This is a genomic window from Acinetobacter bohemicus ANC 3994 (assembly GCF_000367925.1).
Lineage (GTDB): Bacteria > Pseudomonadota > Gammaproteobacteria > Pseudomonadales > Moraxellaceae > Acinetobacter > Acinetobacter bohemicus.
In genome coordinates, this window is sequence record NZ_KB849176.1 from 78,074 (window position 1) to 94,003 (window position 15,930).

12 protein-coding genes are annotated in these 15,930 nt (G+C 42.9%); 9 read left to right on the forward strand and 3 right to left on the reverse strand.

Annotated elements, in window-relative coordinates:
• Nucleotides 1-133: 133 nt before the first annotated feature.
• Nucleotides 134-262, reverse strand: a complete 129-nt coding sequence (locus F994_RS17255; RefSeq protein WP_004651025.1) for a preprotein translocase subunit YajC — start codon at nt 260-262, stop codon at nt 134-136.
• A gap of 109 nt (nt 263-371) precedes the next feature.
• Entirely contained in the window at nt 372-3,206 is a 2,835-nt protein-coding gene (locus F994_RS13190) for a ribonucleoside-diphosphate reductase subunit alpha (RefSeq protein WP_004651026.1), read from the reverse strand.
• 598 nt (nt 3,207-3,804) lie between these two features.
• Between F994_RS13190 and bfmR the strand changes: the two genes are divergently transcribed.
• On the forward strand, nt 3,805-4,521 hold the full coding sequence (gene bfmR, locus F994_RS13195; RefSeq protein WP_004651027.1) for a response regulator transcription factor BfmR: 717 nt from the start codon (nt 3,805-3,807) through the stop codon (nt 4,519-4,521).
• Nucleotides 4,522-4,551: 30 nt separating this feature from the next.
• Nucleotides 4,552-6,210 carry a sensor histidine kinase BfmS gene (bfmS, locus tag F994_RS13200; RefSeq protein WP_004651029.1) on the forward strand — a complete coding sequence of 553 codons (1,659 nt, stop codon included), beginning with the start codon at nt 4,552-4,554 and terminating at the stop codon, nt 6,208-6,210.
• Nucleotides 6,211-6,250: 40 nt separating this feature from the next.
• Here bfmS and F994_RS13205 read toward each other — a convergent pair whose 3' ends face one another.
• Entirely contained in the window at nt 6,251-6,607 is a 357-nt protein-coding gene (locus F994_RS13205) for a hypothetical protein (protein WP_004651030.1), read from the reverse strand.
• Nucleotides 6,608-7,252: 645 nt separating this feature from the next.
• Here F994_RS13205 and ndhC point away from each other — a divergent pair.
• The 7 genes from ndhC to nuoH all read left to right on the forward strand — a co-directional run bounded on the left by ndhC (nt 7,253) and on the right by nuoH (nt 15,923).
• Nucleotides 7,253-7,801, forward strand: coding sequence for an NADH-quinone oxidoreductase subunit A (gene ndhC / locus F994_RS13210; protein ID WP_004651031.1), 549 nt, complete (start codon nt 7,253-7,255; stop codon nt 7,799-7,801).
• Between the two features lie 6 nt (nt 7,802-7,807).
• On the forward strand, nt 7,808-8,485 hold the full coding sequence (locus F994_RS13215) for a NuoB/complex I 20 kDa subunit family protein (protein ID WP_004651032.1): 678 nt from the start codon (nt 7,808-7,810) through the stop codon (nt 8,483-8,485).
• An 87-nt stretch (nt 8,486-8,572) separates the two neighbouring features.
• Complete coding sequence (gene nuoC / locus F994_RS13220; protein ID WP_004651033.1) at nt 8,573-10,360, forward strand: NADH-quinone oxidoreductase subunit C/D; 1,788 nt, start codon at nt 8,573-8,575, stop codon at nt 10,358-10,360.
• Nucleotides 10,361-10,372: 12 nt separating this feature from the next.
• Nucleotides 10,373-10,882, forward strand: a complete 510-nt coding sequence (gene nuoE, locus F994_RS13225; RefSeq protein ID WP_004651034.1) for an NADH-quinone oxidoreductase subunit NuoE — start codon at nt 10,373-10,375, stop codon at nt 10,880-10,882.
• Nucleotides 10,879-12,207 (forward strand): NADH-quinone oxidoreductase subunit NuoF, encoded by a 1,329-nt coding sequence (gene nuoF / locus F994_RS13230; protein ID WP_004651035.1) that lies wholly within the window; start codon nt 10,879-10,881, stop codon nt 12,205-12,207. Before nuoE ends, nuoF begins: the two co-directional genes overlap by 4 nt.
• 11 nt (nt 12,208-12,218) lie before the next feature.
• Nucleotides 12,219-14,903, forward strand: coding sequence for an NADH-quinone oxidoreductase subunit NuoG (nuoG, locus tag F994_RS13235; RefSeq protein ID WP_004651036.1), 2,685 nt, complete (start codon nt 12,219-12,221; stop codon nt 14,901-14,903).
• A gap of 3 nt (nt 14,904-14,906) precedes the next feature.
• On the forward strand, nt 14,907-15,923 hold the full coding sequence (gene nuoH, locus F994_RS13240) for an NADH-quinone oxidoreductase subunit NuoH (protein ID WP_004651037.1): 1,017 nt from the start codon (nt 14,907-14,909) through the stop codon (nt 15,921-15,923).
• Nucleotides 15,924-15,930: the final 7 nt, after the last annotated feature.

Below are 15,930 nucleotides of genomic sequence, written 5' to 3' on the forward strand. Positions count from 1 at the left end.
TCTCTTCGTTGCTTATATCTGTTTTCTGACATCTCATAAGCGAGGATGTCTTACTATACGCTCATTATGAATAAGCAAAATTAAGTTTTGCCAATGAAAGCACTAAACTTGTTCGATAGAGCAGATATCCACACTACTTATTTTGCTTACGCTGTTGCCGCCGAATGGCTAAAAATGCATAGCCCATCGGTACATAAAAGACAATAAAGGCAAAGACCAGCACTGCGAGTCCTAACATGTAGTTATGAGTCATATGTTGCATGGTCTTTTCCTTTATTTATATTTTAATCTCCCTAAATCCCTCTTTGAGAAAGAGGGACTTTTCCCTCCTTTATAAAGGAGGGCTAGGGAGGATTTTTCAACTCACCAACTTATTGACAAGCTTCACAATCAGGATTGTCGATTGAACATGCCATTGGCACTGGTGCTGCTTGAGCAAAATCATCTTCAACGATTGCTTCAGGTTTTTTCGCAACTTCGGCAACAGGTGCGCTAGTCACGACAGGAGCGCCCATGTTTGACTTAACTGCGTTCAATGCACCGGTATTAATGGTTGATTTTTCAGCAGAAGTCGCGCCTAAAGCTCGGAGGTAATACGTAGTTTTAAGACCGCGTAACCATGCCATTTTATAGGTCATGTCCAATTTCTTACCGTTAGCACCCGAGATGTAAAGGTTAAGAGACTGTGCTTGATCAATCCATTTTTGACGACGTGATGCAGCATCCACAATCCAACGTGGCTCAACTTCAAACGCAGTCGCGAAGATGGCTTTAAGCTCTTCAGGAATACGCGCAATTTTCTGCACAGAACCTTCGAAGTGTTTCAGGTCGTTGACCATCACAGAATCCCAAAGACCACGATCTTTTAACGCACGGACTAAGTACGGGTTAATCACTGTGAATTCGCCAGAAAGGTTAGATTTCACATAAAGGTTTTGGAATGTTGGTTCGATTGATTGTGAAACGCCACAAATGTTCGAAATGGTTGCTGTTGGTGCAATTGCCATCACATTCGAGTTACGCATACCGTCTTTTTGAACTTTGTTGCGTAAAGTGTCCCAATCTAAACGTTGTGTACGATCTACTTCAAACATACGTTCTGGACGTGATTTCGCAACCAAGTCTAAAGAATCGATTGGCAAGATACCCTGATCCCAAAGTGAACCTTTGAATGTTTCATACGTACCACGTTCAACCGCTAAATCACTTGAAGTTGAAATCGCGTAGTAGCTAATCACTTCCATTGATTCATCGGCAAACTCAACCGCAGCATCAGAACCATAGGCCAAGTTCATTTCATACAGTGCATCTTGGAAGCCCATGATGCCCATACCGACTGGACGGTGTTTTAAGTTTGAAGTACGTGCTTGAGGAACAGCGTAGTAGTTGATGTCAATCACGTTGTCGAGCATACGAACAGCAGTTTTTACTGTGCGAGCAAGTTTCTCACGGTCAAGTACACCACCTTTAACGTGTTGTACAAGGTTGATTGAACCTAAGTTACACACCGCAATTTCATCTTCATTGGTGTTTAAGGTAATTTCTGTACACAAGTTAGATGAATGCACGACACCTACGTGTTGTTGTGGTGAACGTAAGTTACATACGTCTTTGAATGTGATCCACGGATGACCCGTTTCAAACAACATCGACAGCATTTTGCGCCACAAATCTTTCGCACGAATGACTTTGTGCAACATGTTGGTTTCTTTCGCAATGCCTTCATAGTAAGCATAGCGTTCAGCGAATTCTACGCCCATCAAATCATGCAGATCTGGTGTTTCAGAAGGTGTGAATAACGTCCATTCAGCATCTTCAAAGACACGTTGCATGAACAAGTCTGGAACCCAGTTTGCAGTGTTCATGTCATGGGTACGACGACGGTCATCACCTGTGTTTTTACGCAGCTCTAGGAATTCTTCAATGTCCAAGTGCCAAGTTTCAAGGTAAGCACAGACGGCACCTTTACGTTTACCACCTTGGTTGACCGCAACAGCGGTATCGTTGGCCACTTTAAGGAACGGTACAACACCTTGTGATTTACCGTTTGTGCCTTTGATGTATGAGTTCAAGGCACGAACTGGTGTCCAGTCATTGCCCAAACCGCCTGCCCATTTAGACAACATTGCGTTATCACGCATTGCGCCATAAATGTTGTACAGGTCATCACCAATAGTCGTTAAGTAGCAGCTAGACAACTGCGGACGAAGCGTCCCTGAGTTGAATAGGGTCGGTGTAGATGCCATGTAGTCGAAGCTAGACAACAAGTTATAAAACTCAATCGCACGATCTTCACGGTTTTCTTCATTCAGCGTTAAACCCATCGATACGCGCATGAAGAACAATTGTGGTAGTTCAAAACGCACGCCATCTGAATGGATAAAGTAACGGTCAAATAAAGTTTGTAGACCTAAGTAAGTGAATTGGTTTGAGCGTTCTGGTTGAATCGCTGCGGCCAATTTCACAAGGTCAAAGTTTAGAAGTTCAGGCGATAAAAGATCAAGCTCAATCCCTTTCTTTAAGAAGGTTTCTAAAGCCGCATTTTCTAAAGTATCGTTAGATAGACCTAAAAACTCTAAACCTGTTGCAACTAAGTTGTCACGCAATAAACGTGCAGTCACATAAGTATAGTTGGGTTCTTGTTCAATACGGGTACGTGTTGCCATCATCATGGTGGTTGAGATGTCAGACTCTTTTACGCCGTTATATAGGTTCTTAATGGTTTCATCGATGATCGCTTGAACATCAATGCCTTCTAAACCTTCAGCCGCTTTTTCTATATGTGCTTGTAGCGCACCTAGGTCAAGGGGTTGAAGTTGACCATTTGCAGCAGTCACTTGTAACGTCGGGTGATGATGTGCACCAGTTTGTTTACGCGCTTCAGAACGCTGTTCACGGTAGATGACATAGGCACGGGCAACTTTCTGTTCGCCAGTACGCATAAGCGCCAGTTCAACTTGATCCTGAACTTCTTCAATATGAATGGTGCCGCCTGATGGTAAACGACGGTTAAACGTATTCATGACCATTTCAGTCAATTGTTCTATACGATCATGAATGCGGCTTGAATCAGCGCTTTGTTGACCTTCTACAGCCAAAAACGCTTTACCGATCGCGACAGAAATTTTTTCTGCATCAAAAGCGGCAACATCACCGGTGCGTTTAATCACCTGAAGTTGACCAGGGATTGAAGTGATTATGCTCATGTTGGCATAGCTCCATTGTCATCTATTGTTATGTGTGTGGACCATTTGAACTGGACGATAAATCGTCTCAGTGTTTGAGGGTTAAACACAAGAACTAGTGGTTTAAATTTGAATTGAGCACAAGATACGGGAAAATTTAGGGTAGATCAATATTGACATTTTAGTAAAAATTTTTCTAATGCCTTGCAATATTCCTTTGCAAAAAAATCCCTGTTTTTATGTTTCTGGTATAAGTCTTATGAGACAAGGGTATAGCATAGCAAAGCTCGGATTAACTGCTTATAGATAACATTGTGGATAAGTTTAAAAGGGCGAGATTAATTCGTTTAATCAGTCATATTCTGAACAAGAGGTGAAACCGTGCACAAAAAGATCATTTTGTAACAAAATATATTATCAATTAAGCTGTATGAGTAACATATTTTTAAAAGTTTAATAAATTCAACACTTAATAAAAATATAACAAAAAACTACTTTGATGTATCAGTTTGGTGAATGCTATCTTGTTTACAATGTAAACGTGTGTATATTGCTGGATATGTTGAAGCGTATCCTTTGGATTTTTAAGGATACCTTAATCCATATAAAGGGGCATTTTATGAGCCAAGAAGAAAAGTTACCAAAAATTTTAATCGTTGAAGACGATGAGCGTCTTGCGCGTTTGACTCAAGAATACCTTATCCGTAATGGATTGGAAGTTGGGGTAGAACCTGATGGTAATCGCGCAATCCGTCGTATCATTGCAGAGCAACCCGATATGGTGGTGCTTGATGTGATGCTGCCTGGTGCTGATGGTTTGACCATTTGTCGCGAAGTTCGTCCACATTATCATCAACCTATTTTGATGTTGACTGCACGTACTGAAGATATGGACCAAGTTTTAGGTCTAGAAATGGGTGCAGATGACTATGTGGCAAAACCTGTTCAACCGCGTGTTCTTTTAGCCCGTATTCGTGCCTTACTGCGTCGTACAGATAAAACACCTGAAGATGAAGTGGCACAACGCATTGAGTTTGATGACCTTGTGATTGACAATGGTGGTCGTTCAGTCACTTTAAATGGTGAGTTGGTTGACTTCACCAGTGCTGAATATGATTTGTTGTGGTTGCTGGCTTCAAATGCGGGGCGTATTTTGTCTCGTGAAGATATTTTTGAGCGTCTACGCGGTATTGAATATGATGGTCAAGACCGTTCAATTGATGTGCGTATTTCACGTATTCGTCCAAAAATTGGTGATGATCCTGAAAATCCAAAACGTATTAAAACAGTACGTAGTAAAGGTTATTTATTCGTTAAAGAGACCAATGGTCTTTAATGTTTGCCCTTAATTTTATAGGACAGCCGCGTGTTTAAACACAGTATATTCTTGCGTATTTATGCAGGATTAGTGATTTTAGTGGCATTGGTTGCTGTATTTGGCTACCTATTGGTACAAATTATCAACTATCAGCGCGCACAAGAATATCGTGAATCTTTGACCGATGGTGTGTCTTATATCATTAGTGAGGGAATCTCAAGACAGCCCAATGAGCAGCAGAAACGCGATTGGATTTCTGATGCATCCGACTTACTTGAACTTCCCATTTATTATGTGGATTCAAGTAAAGTCGATTTGTCGCGTACCGAGCAAAAAAGAATTGATAACCGTAAAGCTGCGGTGCGTTATGATGCAGAAAATTCGATTGCTTATATTATTATTGGCTTGCGAGATGATCCCAAACATTTGCTTTATATTAAAGTAGATAAAATAGGGGAGCGCCAAATGAAGGCGTTGCCTATTTTTATTTTAGATTATCTGGTGTATTACCCAGGGCAAGAAAAAGAATATCTTGCAAAAATTCAGTCGAATTTCTCCTATCCGATTCAAATTGAAAAAGTTCAAAACCTTCCCCTTGACTCTGAGCAAATAGGTCGACTTCGATTAGATCACAGTATTATTTTGTACCGTGATAATGCCACCGTGCGCGGCACTACAATTTCTATTGTTTCCCCAATGCCAAGCTCACCCTCTGAGGTGCTGGTTTTAGGTCCTGTGCCACTGTTTAACTGGATGCCTTTCCAGCTCGCCGCAGGCATTACCTTGCTGAGTTTATTTGTATTAAGTTTAGGTGTGTATGGGTTGTTGGTGCCTATGCAGCGCCGTTTACGTGAAGTGAATTATGCGTTACATCGGATGAAATCGGGTGACATGACATTGCGTTTACCGGTCGATGGTACGGATGAAATGGCAAGTTTGGCGACCAATTACAATAGTATGTCTGATCATATTCAGCGTTTGATTGAGGCACAGCGTGAATTGATGCGCGCAGTTTCGCATGAGCTTAGAACACCTGTGGCGCGTATCCGGTTTGGCATGGAAATGTTGGCGGAAGAGGATGATTATGACTACCGTTTACAGCAAGTTGATATGATTGATAAGGATATTGAAGCACTCAATACTTTGATTGATGAAATCATGACCTATGCAAAATTAGAACAGGGTACACCTTCTTTAGATTTTGAAAAAATTGTTTTGTTTGAAGTATTAGATCAAGTAATTGTTGAAACTGAGGCACTCAAAACGCAAAAAGAAATTGAACTGTTAGCCCCTCCAATTAATTTGGTGGTGGATGCAGAACGTCGTTACCTTCATCGTGTGGTGCAAAACTTGGTGGGGAATGCGGTTCGCTACTGCGATCATAAAGTGATTGTGAGTGGTGGAATAGATGATGCGGGAATGGCTTATGTTCAAGTTGAGGATGATGGTGCGGGTGTACCAGAAGAAGAGCGTCAGCGAATTTTTGAGGCTTTTGCCCGTTTAGATGATAGCCGAACTCGAGCATCGGGTGGTTATGGTTTGGGTTTATCTATTGTGAGTCGGATTGCGTATTGGTTTGGCGGTAAAATAGCTGTCGATCAAAGTCCTATTTTGGGCGGAGCACGTTTTACCATGTCATGGCCTGCACGACGGTTTAATCGAGCTAAAAATAAAATTAATATGGCAAAAAACGATATAGAGCCTTAAATACGATAAAAGCACCGATTTCGGTGCTTTTTATATCGTGTTATTCATGGCTGGTGGGATCGGGTTCAATCAGTTTTTTGCCTTGTTTCAGGTTTTCTAGAGCCTCAGCATTGAAGTCGAGAAGCAAAGAGTTGTTTTTGGGATCTATGGCGTAACGGCTAATCAGTTTTTGATCACCATTTAAGGTTTCTACTTTGTATTCGTCGGCAATATGCAAAATGGCATCCAGATTGGTGGTTGCAGAAGCAAAGTCTTGGCGGAAAAGTTCATAAATATCACGAAGGTCAAAAATGGCATTTTGGGCATCTGGATGTTTTTCAATATAGCCTTCCACATGATGCACCAATAATTGTGCAAAGAAAAAATAATCAGGTTGGTGTGTGTATTCTAAGCTCATGTGTTTGTTCCTTATTCTTTGTTCTAGAGTTGTCTATAGGAATAGCATAAATAGGGGCAGGAGAGCATTAGGAGATGCATATGAGTTGCAAAAAAACACACAAAAGATGTATTCGATAATTTATGTATTGGGTGTCGGGCAATTAGGGTTATGTCTTTTTATATCAGTCACAGATTTTAAAAATCACCCTAAACGCCTTTTTATGTTTTTTAGCATAACGAGCAAAATTTTGCCGTGATGAAAGTGGCTCATAAAAATGATTTGGACTGGCGTGGGCTACTCTTGAGCACAGGGCATAAATATTTGATCATTTGCACTTGGTGATAAAGCCTGTGGTATGAACGAATGCTGCGGCAATTTAAATTTTACTTAAAAAAGATAAAGCTCGATTTAATAGATTTGAAAAATATAATCACTTTTCTTTTTTTGATTTGATAAAGCGATTGCTTGGGAAGTAATAGGGCTTAAGCTTTGAAAAAAATGCAAAATGATTAAAATATCATCCGAAAGACTAAGGCTTATAAGCTAGCAAGTGAAATCATAAATCAGGTACAATTGGCGGGATTAATTTTGTGTTTGGTGTATTTGAAGGCCAATACATACATTCTTTGTTAATAAATTAGGCCTGCCAGGAGTTATCCCCGCATGAGTGCCATTACTCCATACGATTGGGCAATTATTGCCTTCGTGATCGGCGTTACATTTCTTTGCGTCTTTATGCTCACAGTTCCTTTACTCCTTGGGGGTAAGTCATGGGGCCGTGCGAAGCAAGAGCAATTTGAGTCAGGTGTGGTAGGTGCTGGTGGAGCACGCATCCGCTTGTCTGCTAAATTCTATTTAGTTGCAATTTTCTTTGTAGTCTTCGACCTAGAAGCACTTTATCTTTACGCATGGGCAACATCGGTTCGTGAAGTCGGTTGGTTTGGTTTTACCACTGTGGTGATTTTTGTTGTCGACTTATTGATTGCTTTGATTTACGCAATTTCTGTCGGTGCTTTAAATTGGGCACCCGTAGATCGTCGCAAATCAGCCGGTATACCACTGAAAATTGGTTCGCCAAATATGAATCTTGCGGATATTACTCGCTTTAATTCTATCGAAGAGTTGGTTATCGATCCTACAGGTCAAATTCCAGCTCAATCTTCTGGTCGTGTGAAAGCAAAAGCACCGGCTACATCATCTATTAAGGAGTAACTCGGGATGAAATACACATTAACCCGTGCGAATCCGGATGCTGATCAATATCCACTTCAAGAGCGTCAGGTTGTTGCCGATCCGCTTGAAGAAGAAGTGAATAAAAATGTATTCATGACTCGTTTAGAGGACGTGGTGCATACAGCTGTAAACTGGGGCCGTAAAAACTCGGTATGGCCTTTTAATTTTGGTACATCGTGCTGTTACGTAGAATATGCAACGACCTTAACGGGTGTGCATGATATGTCACGTTTCGGTGCCGAAGTTATTCGTGCTTCACCGCGTCAGGCGGACTTAATGATCGTTGCAGGAACTTGCTTCGTGAAAATGGCACCTGTAATTCAGCGTTTATATGAGCAAATGTTAGAGCCTAAATGGGTGATTTCAATGGGTGCTTGTGCAAACTCTGGTGGTATGTATGACATCTATTCAGTTGTACAAGGTGTGGATAAAATCATTCCTGTCGATGTGTACATCCCAGGTTGTCCACCGCGTCCTGAAGCATTGTTGCAAGCATTAATGTTGTTGCAAGACCAAATTCAACTTGAGCGCCGTCCACTTTCAGCGGTGATTGGTGATGATCTTCAGCCAGTATATAAGCCAAAGATGCAGCCAGAACGTGACCGTAAGAATGCTGAACGCATTGCAGTGAAAAACTTACGCTCTATGGATGAAATTAAATAATTTTAACGATGAAATATTGATGCACCCGATCTGGGTGTAATTGTCGTTAAAGTTGACTGAATTTGTATTAAATAGGAAGCCAAGCCAATGGCTGAAACTGACATTGCTATGCCAGAATCAACGCCTGTTGATTCACGCCCAGCATTTGCAATTGTAGAAGAGCTCAAAGCCAAATTTGGTGAGAACTTCTATGTGCAAGCGACTTTTGAAGATTTTCCAACGGTCTGGGTTGAGCGCGCGCGCGTACAAGATGTTTTAATGTTCTTGCGTAAAGTATCACGTCCATACGTGATGCTGTTCGACTTGTCTGCGGTAGATGAGCGTTTACGTACCCACCGTGACGGTTTACCTGCATCAGACTTCACTGTGTTTTATCATTTGTTGTCGCTAGAGCGCAACAGTGATATTCGTATTAAAGTTGCGTTGAGTGAGAGTGATCTCAATCTTCCAACCGCAACCAACATTTGGCCAAATGCCAACTGGTACGAACGTGAAGCTTACGATATGTTCGGGATCAATTTCGAAGGGCATCCAATGCTCCGTCGTATTTTGTTGCCAACCTATTGGGAAGGTCATCCACTGCGTAAAGAATATTCTGCACGTGCCACTGAATATACACCGTATATGCAGAACCAAGCGAAGCAGGATTTCGAGCAAGAACATTTACGTTTTGTTCCTGAAGATTGGGGTCTATCACGCGGTAATGCCGATGAAGATTTCATGTTCTTGAACTTAGGTCCAAACCATCCATCTGCGCACGGTGCATTCCGTATCATTTTGCAGTTGGACGGTGAAGAAGTGAAAGACTGTGTGCCTGATATTGGCTATCACCACCGTGGTGTGGAAAAGATGGCTGAACGTCAAACTTGGCATTCATTCATTCCATATACCGACCGTGTTGACTACTTGGGTGGTTGTGCGCAAAACATGCCTTATGTGATGGGTGTGGAGCAAATGGCGGGAATTACTGTTCCTGACCGTGCACAATGTATCCGTGTCATGATGTCTGAATTATTCCGTATCAATAACCATTTGTTGTTTATTGGTACTGCAATTCAAGATGCTGGTGGTATGACGCCAGTATTCTATATGTTTGCCGATCGTCAAAAGATCTATGATGCGATTGAAGCGATTACAGGCTACCGTATGCATCCAGCATGGTTCCGTATTGGCGGGACTGCGCACGACCTTCCAAACAATTGGCAACATCTGATTCGTGAAATTCTCGAATGGATGCCGAAGCGTATGAATGAATACTATACAGCTGCACTACGCAACTCCGTATTTATTGGTCGTACCCGTAATGTTGCGCAATACGATGCAAAATCTGCATTGGCTTGGGGTGTAACAGGTACAGGTCTACGCGCGACAGGGATCGATTTCGACGTGCGTAAATACCGTCCTTATAGCGGTTATGAAAACTACGACTTCGACGTGCCTTTAGAATACGAAGGCGATGCTTACGCTCGTGTGATGGTTCACTTCCGTGAAATTGAAGAATCACTGAAAATTGTGAAGCAGTGCTTGGATAACATGCCATCTGGTCCATATAAAGCGGATCATCCTTTGGCTGTTCCACCACCAAAAGACAAGACATTACAAGATATTGAAACTTTGATTACGCACTTCTTGAGCGTGTCATGGGGTCCTGTGATGCCTGCGGGTGAAGCGTCTGTAATGGCTGAAGTGGTAAAAGGTGCATCGAACTACTACTTGACTTCAGACAAGTCAACCATGAGTTATCGTACCCGTATTCGTACACCAACTTTCACGCACTTACAGCAAATGCCTTCTGTGATTAATGGCAGTCTTGTATCTGACTTGATCATTTATTTAGCGACCATTGACGTCGTAATGGCTGACGTGGATCGCTAGGGAAAACGCATTATGATGATTTTGACTGATAAAAAGCCACGTGTGAATGTTGAAGGGATTTTGACTGCGGATGAAATCCACGAAATCGAACATCACATTGGTCACTATCCATACCCACGTGCTGCATCACTGGATGCTTTAAAGTGTGTACAACGCCGTAATGGTTGGGTAGATGATGCACAGATGAATGCAATTGCTCAGCTTTTGACAATCAGTGTTGCTGATTTAGAAGGCGTGGCGACGTTCTATAACCGTATTTACCGCCAACCTGTTGGTCGTCACGTGATTTTACTCTGTGACTCAATTGCTTGCTTCTTGATGGGTGCGGAAACTTTGGCAGAAGCATTCCAGCGCGAACTTGGAATTCAGTTTGGTCAAACGACTGCGGATGGTCGTTTCACTTTATTGCCAATTTGCTGTCTAGGGAACTGTGACAAAGGTCCAACCTTGATGATTGATGAAGACACTCACGGATTGGTTGAAGTGACTTCAATTAAACAGTTATTGGAGAAGTATGTATGAATACTGAACCAAAACCAATTTATGGTGACGGTAACCCAGAAACTCATCCATTGACTTGGCGTTTGAGTCAGCGTGACGAAGTTCGTAATGCTGATGACTACGAAGCACTTGAAGGTTATGCAGGGTTTAAAAAGGCGATTGAGTTGAAACCTGCTGAAGTGCTTGATGTGATTAAAGCTGCGACGGTAAAAGGTCGTGGTGGTGCAGGTTTCCCAGCAGGGATCAAATGGTCATTGATGGCGCCAAATGATGGCGGTCCTCGTTACCTCATTTGTAATGCTGATGAAATGGAACCGGGTACCTTTAAAGACCGTTTGTTGATGGAAAAACTTCCACATCAATTGATCGAAGGCATGTTGATTGCGGCTTATACCTTAGAAGCAACACAAGGTTATATCTTCATCCGTGGTGAGTACATCGAAGCTGCTGGTTTCTTGAATGAAGCTTTAGAGCAAATTCGTGCTAAAGGGTACTTGGGTGAAAACATCTTAGGTACTGGTTGGAACTTTGATTTACACGTGCATACGGGTGCGGGTCGTTATATTTGTGGTGAAGAAACTGCATTGATTAACTCGCTTGAAGGTCGCCGTGCAAATCCACGTACTAAACCACCGTTTCCACAAGTTGCAGGTGCTTGGGGTCGTCCTACGATTGTCAACAACGTAGAGACTTTCAATAACTTGCCAGCGATTATTTTACGTGGTCCTGAATGGTATGTCGGTTTATCTGCGGGTAAATCGAAAGATCCGGGCACTAAAATTTATGGTGCATCAGGTAAAGTAAAATTCCCAGGTTTATGGGAGCTTCCATTTGGTACCACAGCACGTGAAGTGATTGAAGACCATGCCGGCGGTATGCGCGATGGCTTAACACTGAAAGCTTGGTTACCGGGCGGTGCATCGACTGACTTCTTGGCGGCTGAACACATTGATTTGCCTATGGATGCAGAAAGCATCATGAAGGCAGGTTCACGTTTAGGCACCTGTTTGTTAATGGTCGTGGATGAAACGCAATGTATGGTTTCAGCAACCCGTAACTTAGAAGAATTCTTTGCACGTGAGTCATGTGGTTTCTGTACGCCTTGTCGTGATGGTTTACCTTGGGCGGTAAAAGCACTGAAAGCATTGGAAGATGGCACAGGTAAGAAAGAAGATATCGATCACTTACAAGAACTTACTCGTAAGCTTTGGATTGGTAAAACTTTCTGTGCCCACGCACCAGGTGCAATGGAACCACTCATGGGTGCACTCAAATATTTCCGCGGCGAATTTGAAGCAAAAGTAGTGAATGCTGCTGCTCAAGTTAGTCACGTAGAACCAGCTTAAGGAATTCGACTATGGCTACAATTCATGTCGATGGAAAATCGTATGAAGTCAACGGCTCGGAAAACTTGCTGCAAGCATGTTTGAGTCTGGGCATCGACATCCCATATTTTTGTTGGCATCCATCCTTAGGTTCTGTCGGTTCTTGCCGTCAATGTGCCGTCACACAATATGCAAACGCTGATGATACGCGTGGACGTTTGGTGATGTCATGTATGACGCCTGCATCTGACAATACCTATATCTCGATTGAAGACAAAGAAGCGAAAGATTTTCGTGCCTCTATTGTTGAATTCTTGATGACCAATCACCCACACGACTGTCCAGTGTGTGAGGAAGGTGGTCACTGTCATTTACAAGATATGACTGTGATGACACAGCATGACCGTCGTCGTTACCGTTTTACCAAACGTACGCATTACAACCAAGAGCTAGGCTCATTCATTTCACATGAAATGAACCGTTGTATCGCATGTTACCGTTGTGTTCGTTATTACAACGACTATGCGGGCGGTACGGACTTTGGCGTATATGCAAGTGCGTCACGTGTTTACTTCGGTCGTCCAGAATCAGGTACTTTAGAATCTGAATTCTCGGGTAACTTGACTGAAGTCTGTCCAACAGGTGTATTTACCGACAAAACCCATTCTGAACGTTATAACCGTAAATGGGACATGCAGTATGCGCCAAGCGTATGCCAAGGCTGTTCGTCAGGTTGTAATATTTCTCCGGGTGAACGTTATGGTGAACTGCGTCGTGTCGAAAACCGTTTCAATGGTGACGTGAACCAATACTTCCTTTGCGATAAAGGTCGTTTCGGTACAGGTTATGTGAACCGTGAAGATCGTCCGCGTCAACCACAATTCCGTGATGGTGCAAACGTAACAACTGTTTCAGTTGACCAAGCACTTGATCAAGTTATTGCAAATATCCAAGACAAAAAAGTATTGGGTATTGGTTCACCACGTGCAAGTTTGGAATCAAACTTCGCACTACGTGAATTGGTGGGTCAAGAGAACTTCTCTACAGGTCTTTCTCAGAAAGAACAAAACTTAGTTGAGTTGGCTGCATCGATCATGCAAACCGAGGGTGTTTACAACCCAAGTATGCGTGAAATTGAAAGTTATGATGCCGTGCTCATCTTAGGTGAAGACTTAACCCAAACTGCACCACGTATGGCATTGTCTGTTCGCCAAGCTGCGAAAAACAAAGCCAAAGAAATGGCGGCAGAACGTCGTACGCAAGAGTGGTTAGCGGAACCTGTGCAACGTATTGCTCAAGATGAAAAATCTCCGATTTACATTTTGGCGGCAACGCAAACGCGTCTTTCTGATGTTGCAACGGGTGAAGTGGTTGCTTCTCCAAATGATATCGCACGTTTAGGTTTTGCGGTTGCTGCGGCACTGCAAGGCGAAACGGTGAATGGTTTAGATGACGATGCCAAAGCATTTGCGCAAACCATTGCAGATACCTTAAAAGCTGCGAAAAAACCACTGATCATTTCAGGTACAAGTTTGCAAGATGCTTCTATTATGGAAGCGGCCGCGCAAGTTGCACAAAACTTGGGTGCAAATGCAGGTTTGACATTGACTGTTCCTGAAGTGAACTCAATGGGCTTAGCGATTTTTGGTGGTCAAAGTTTAGAGCAAGCATTTGCGCAAGATTATGATGCCATCATCGTGGTTGAAAATGACTTATACCGTCGTTTACCAACCGCTCAAGTCGATGCAGCACTTGCAAAAGCGAACGATGTGATCGTGCTTGATCATTCTGAAACTGAAACCGTGAAGAAAGCCACTGTGGTGCTTTCTGCGGCAAGTTTTGCCGAAGGTGACGGTACTGTAGTGAGCCAAGAAGGCCGTGCACAACGTTTCTATCAAGTGTATGACCCAAGTTACTACAAACCAGAATTGGCGATTAAAGAATCATGGCGCTGGTTGCATGCCCTTGAAACAGGTCTGAAAGGTAAGGCGATTTCTTGGACATTACTAGACGACGTGATTGAATCTGTTGCTAAGAATGTTCCAGCATTAGAAGGCATTCAAGATGTTGCACCAGATGCAGGCTACCGTGTTCATGGTCTGAAAATTGCGCGTGAGCCACGTCGTTATTCAGGTCGTACTTCTATGCGTGCGCCGTTATCTGTGCATGAGCCTAAACAACCGATTGATATCGATTCTGCATTAACCTTCTCTATGGAAGGTTATGTAGGGAATGAAACGCCAGCGGCACTGGTGCCATTTGCATGGTCTGCGGGTTGGAACTCGCCACAAGCTTGGAATAAATTCCAAGACAATGTCGGTGGTCACTTAAAAGGTGGTGATTCAGGCATTCGTTTATTCGACCGTCTGAAAAAACGTCCTGTACGTACTTTTGTTGCACCAACGCCTGTTGTTGCCAATGCAGAAAGCTTCCGTTTAGTGCCGATGCATCACATCTTTGCTTCAGGTGAATTTACGGTGAAAACACCAGCGATGGAATCTCGTATTCCAAACGCGATGTTTGCTGTAGGTGAACAAGATGCTGCACGTTTAAATGTGCAAGATGGTCAAAAAATTACTGTGCAAGCAGGTGAAGCAAGCATTAGTCTTCCAGTTCAAGTGATTGAATATTTACCGACAGGTTATATTGGTTATCCAATTGGTCTTGCACCAACGGTTTCACTTGCAGAGCCTGTGTCCGTCGCGGTAGGAGTGTAATTCATGAATCAAGAAATTATACGTCAAACACCGCTTTGGGCTGAGAACTGGCCAATCGCTTACTCGGTTATTCAAGCGATTGTGATCTTGCTTGTGGTGGTGCTTGTCGCTGCGTTGATGTCATTCGTCGAACGTCGTTTACTTGCATTATGGCAAGACCGTTACGGTCCAAACCGTGTTGGTCCTGGGGGGATGTTCCAAATCGTTGCTGACATGCTGAAAATCATGTTCAAAGAGGATTGGACACCGAAGTTTGCGGACAAATTGACTTTCCGTTTAGCACCAGCAGTTGCCATGGCAACTGCGGTACTGTCATTCATGGTGATTCCTGTAAGCCCAACGCTTGGCGTTGCGGACATGAGCATTGGCTTATTGTTCTTTATGGCAATGGCAGGGATTGCAGTCTATGCGGTATTGTTCGGTGGTTGGGCGTCTAATAACAAATATGCGTTATTGGGTGGTCTACGTTCTGCAGCACAAACCATTTCTTATGAAGTGTTCTTGGGTATTTCATTGATGGGTGTGGTCGCAATTGCGGGTTCATTCAACATGCGTGAAATTGTAGAAGCACAACGTGATGTGTGGTTTGTGATTCCTCAATTCTTAGGTTTCTTAATCTTTGTGGTTGCAGGTGTTGCGGTAACGCATCGTCACCCATTTGACCAACCAGAAGCTGAACAAGAATTAGCCGAAGGTTATCACGTTGAATACGGTGGTATGAAGTGGGGGATGTTCTTCGTTGCAGAATATGTCAACGTGGTTCTTATTTCAGCACTGATCGTTACTTTATTCTTCGGTGGATGGCTCGCACCATTCAACTTAGAAATTCCATTTATTCCACCCGTATTCTGGTTCATTATTAAAACAGCATTCTTTGTAATGATGTTTGTCTTGGCTCGTGGCTCGTTAATGCGTCCACGTTATGACCAAGTGATGAACTTTGGTTGGAAGATTTGTTTGCCATTGGCGTTGGTCAACTTGTTGGTGACTGGTGCTGTGATTCTGATGAATCAGGCCTAGGACAGCA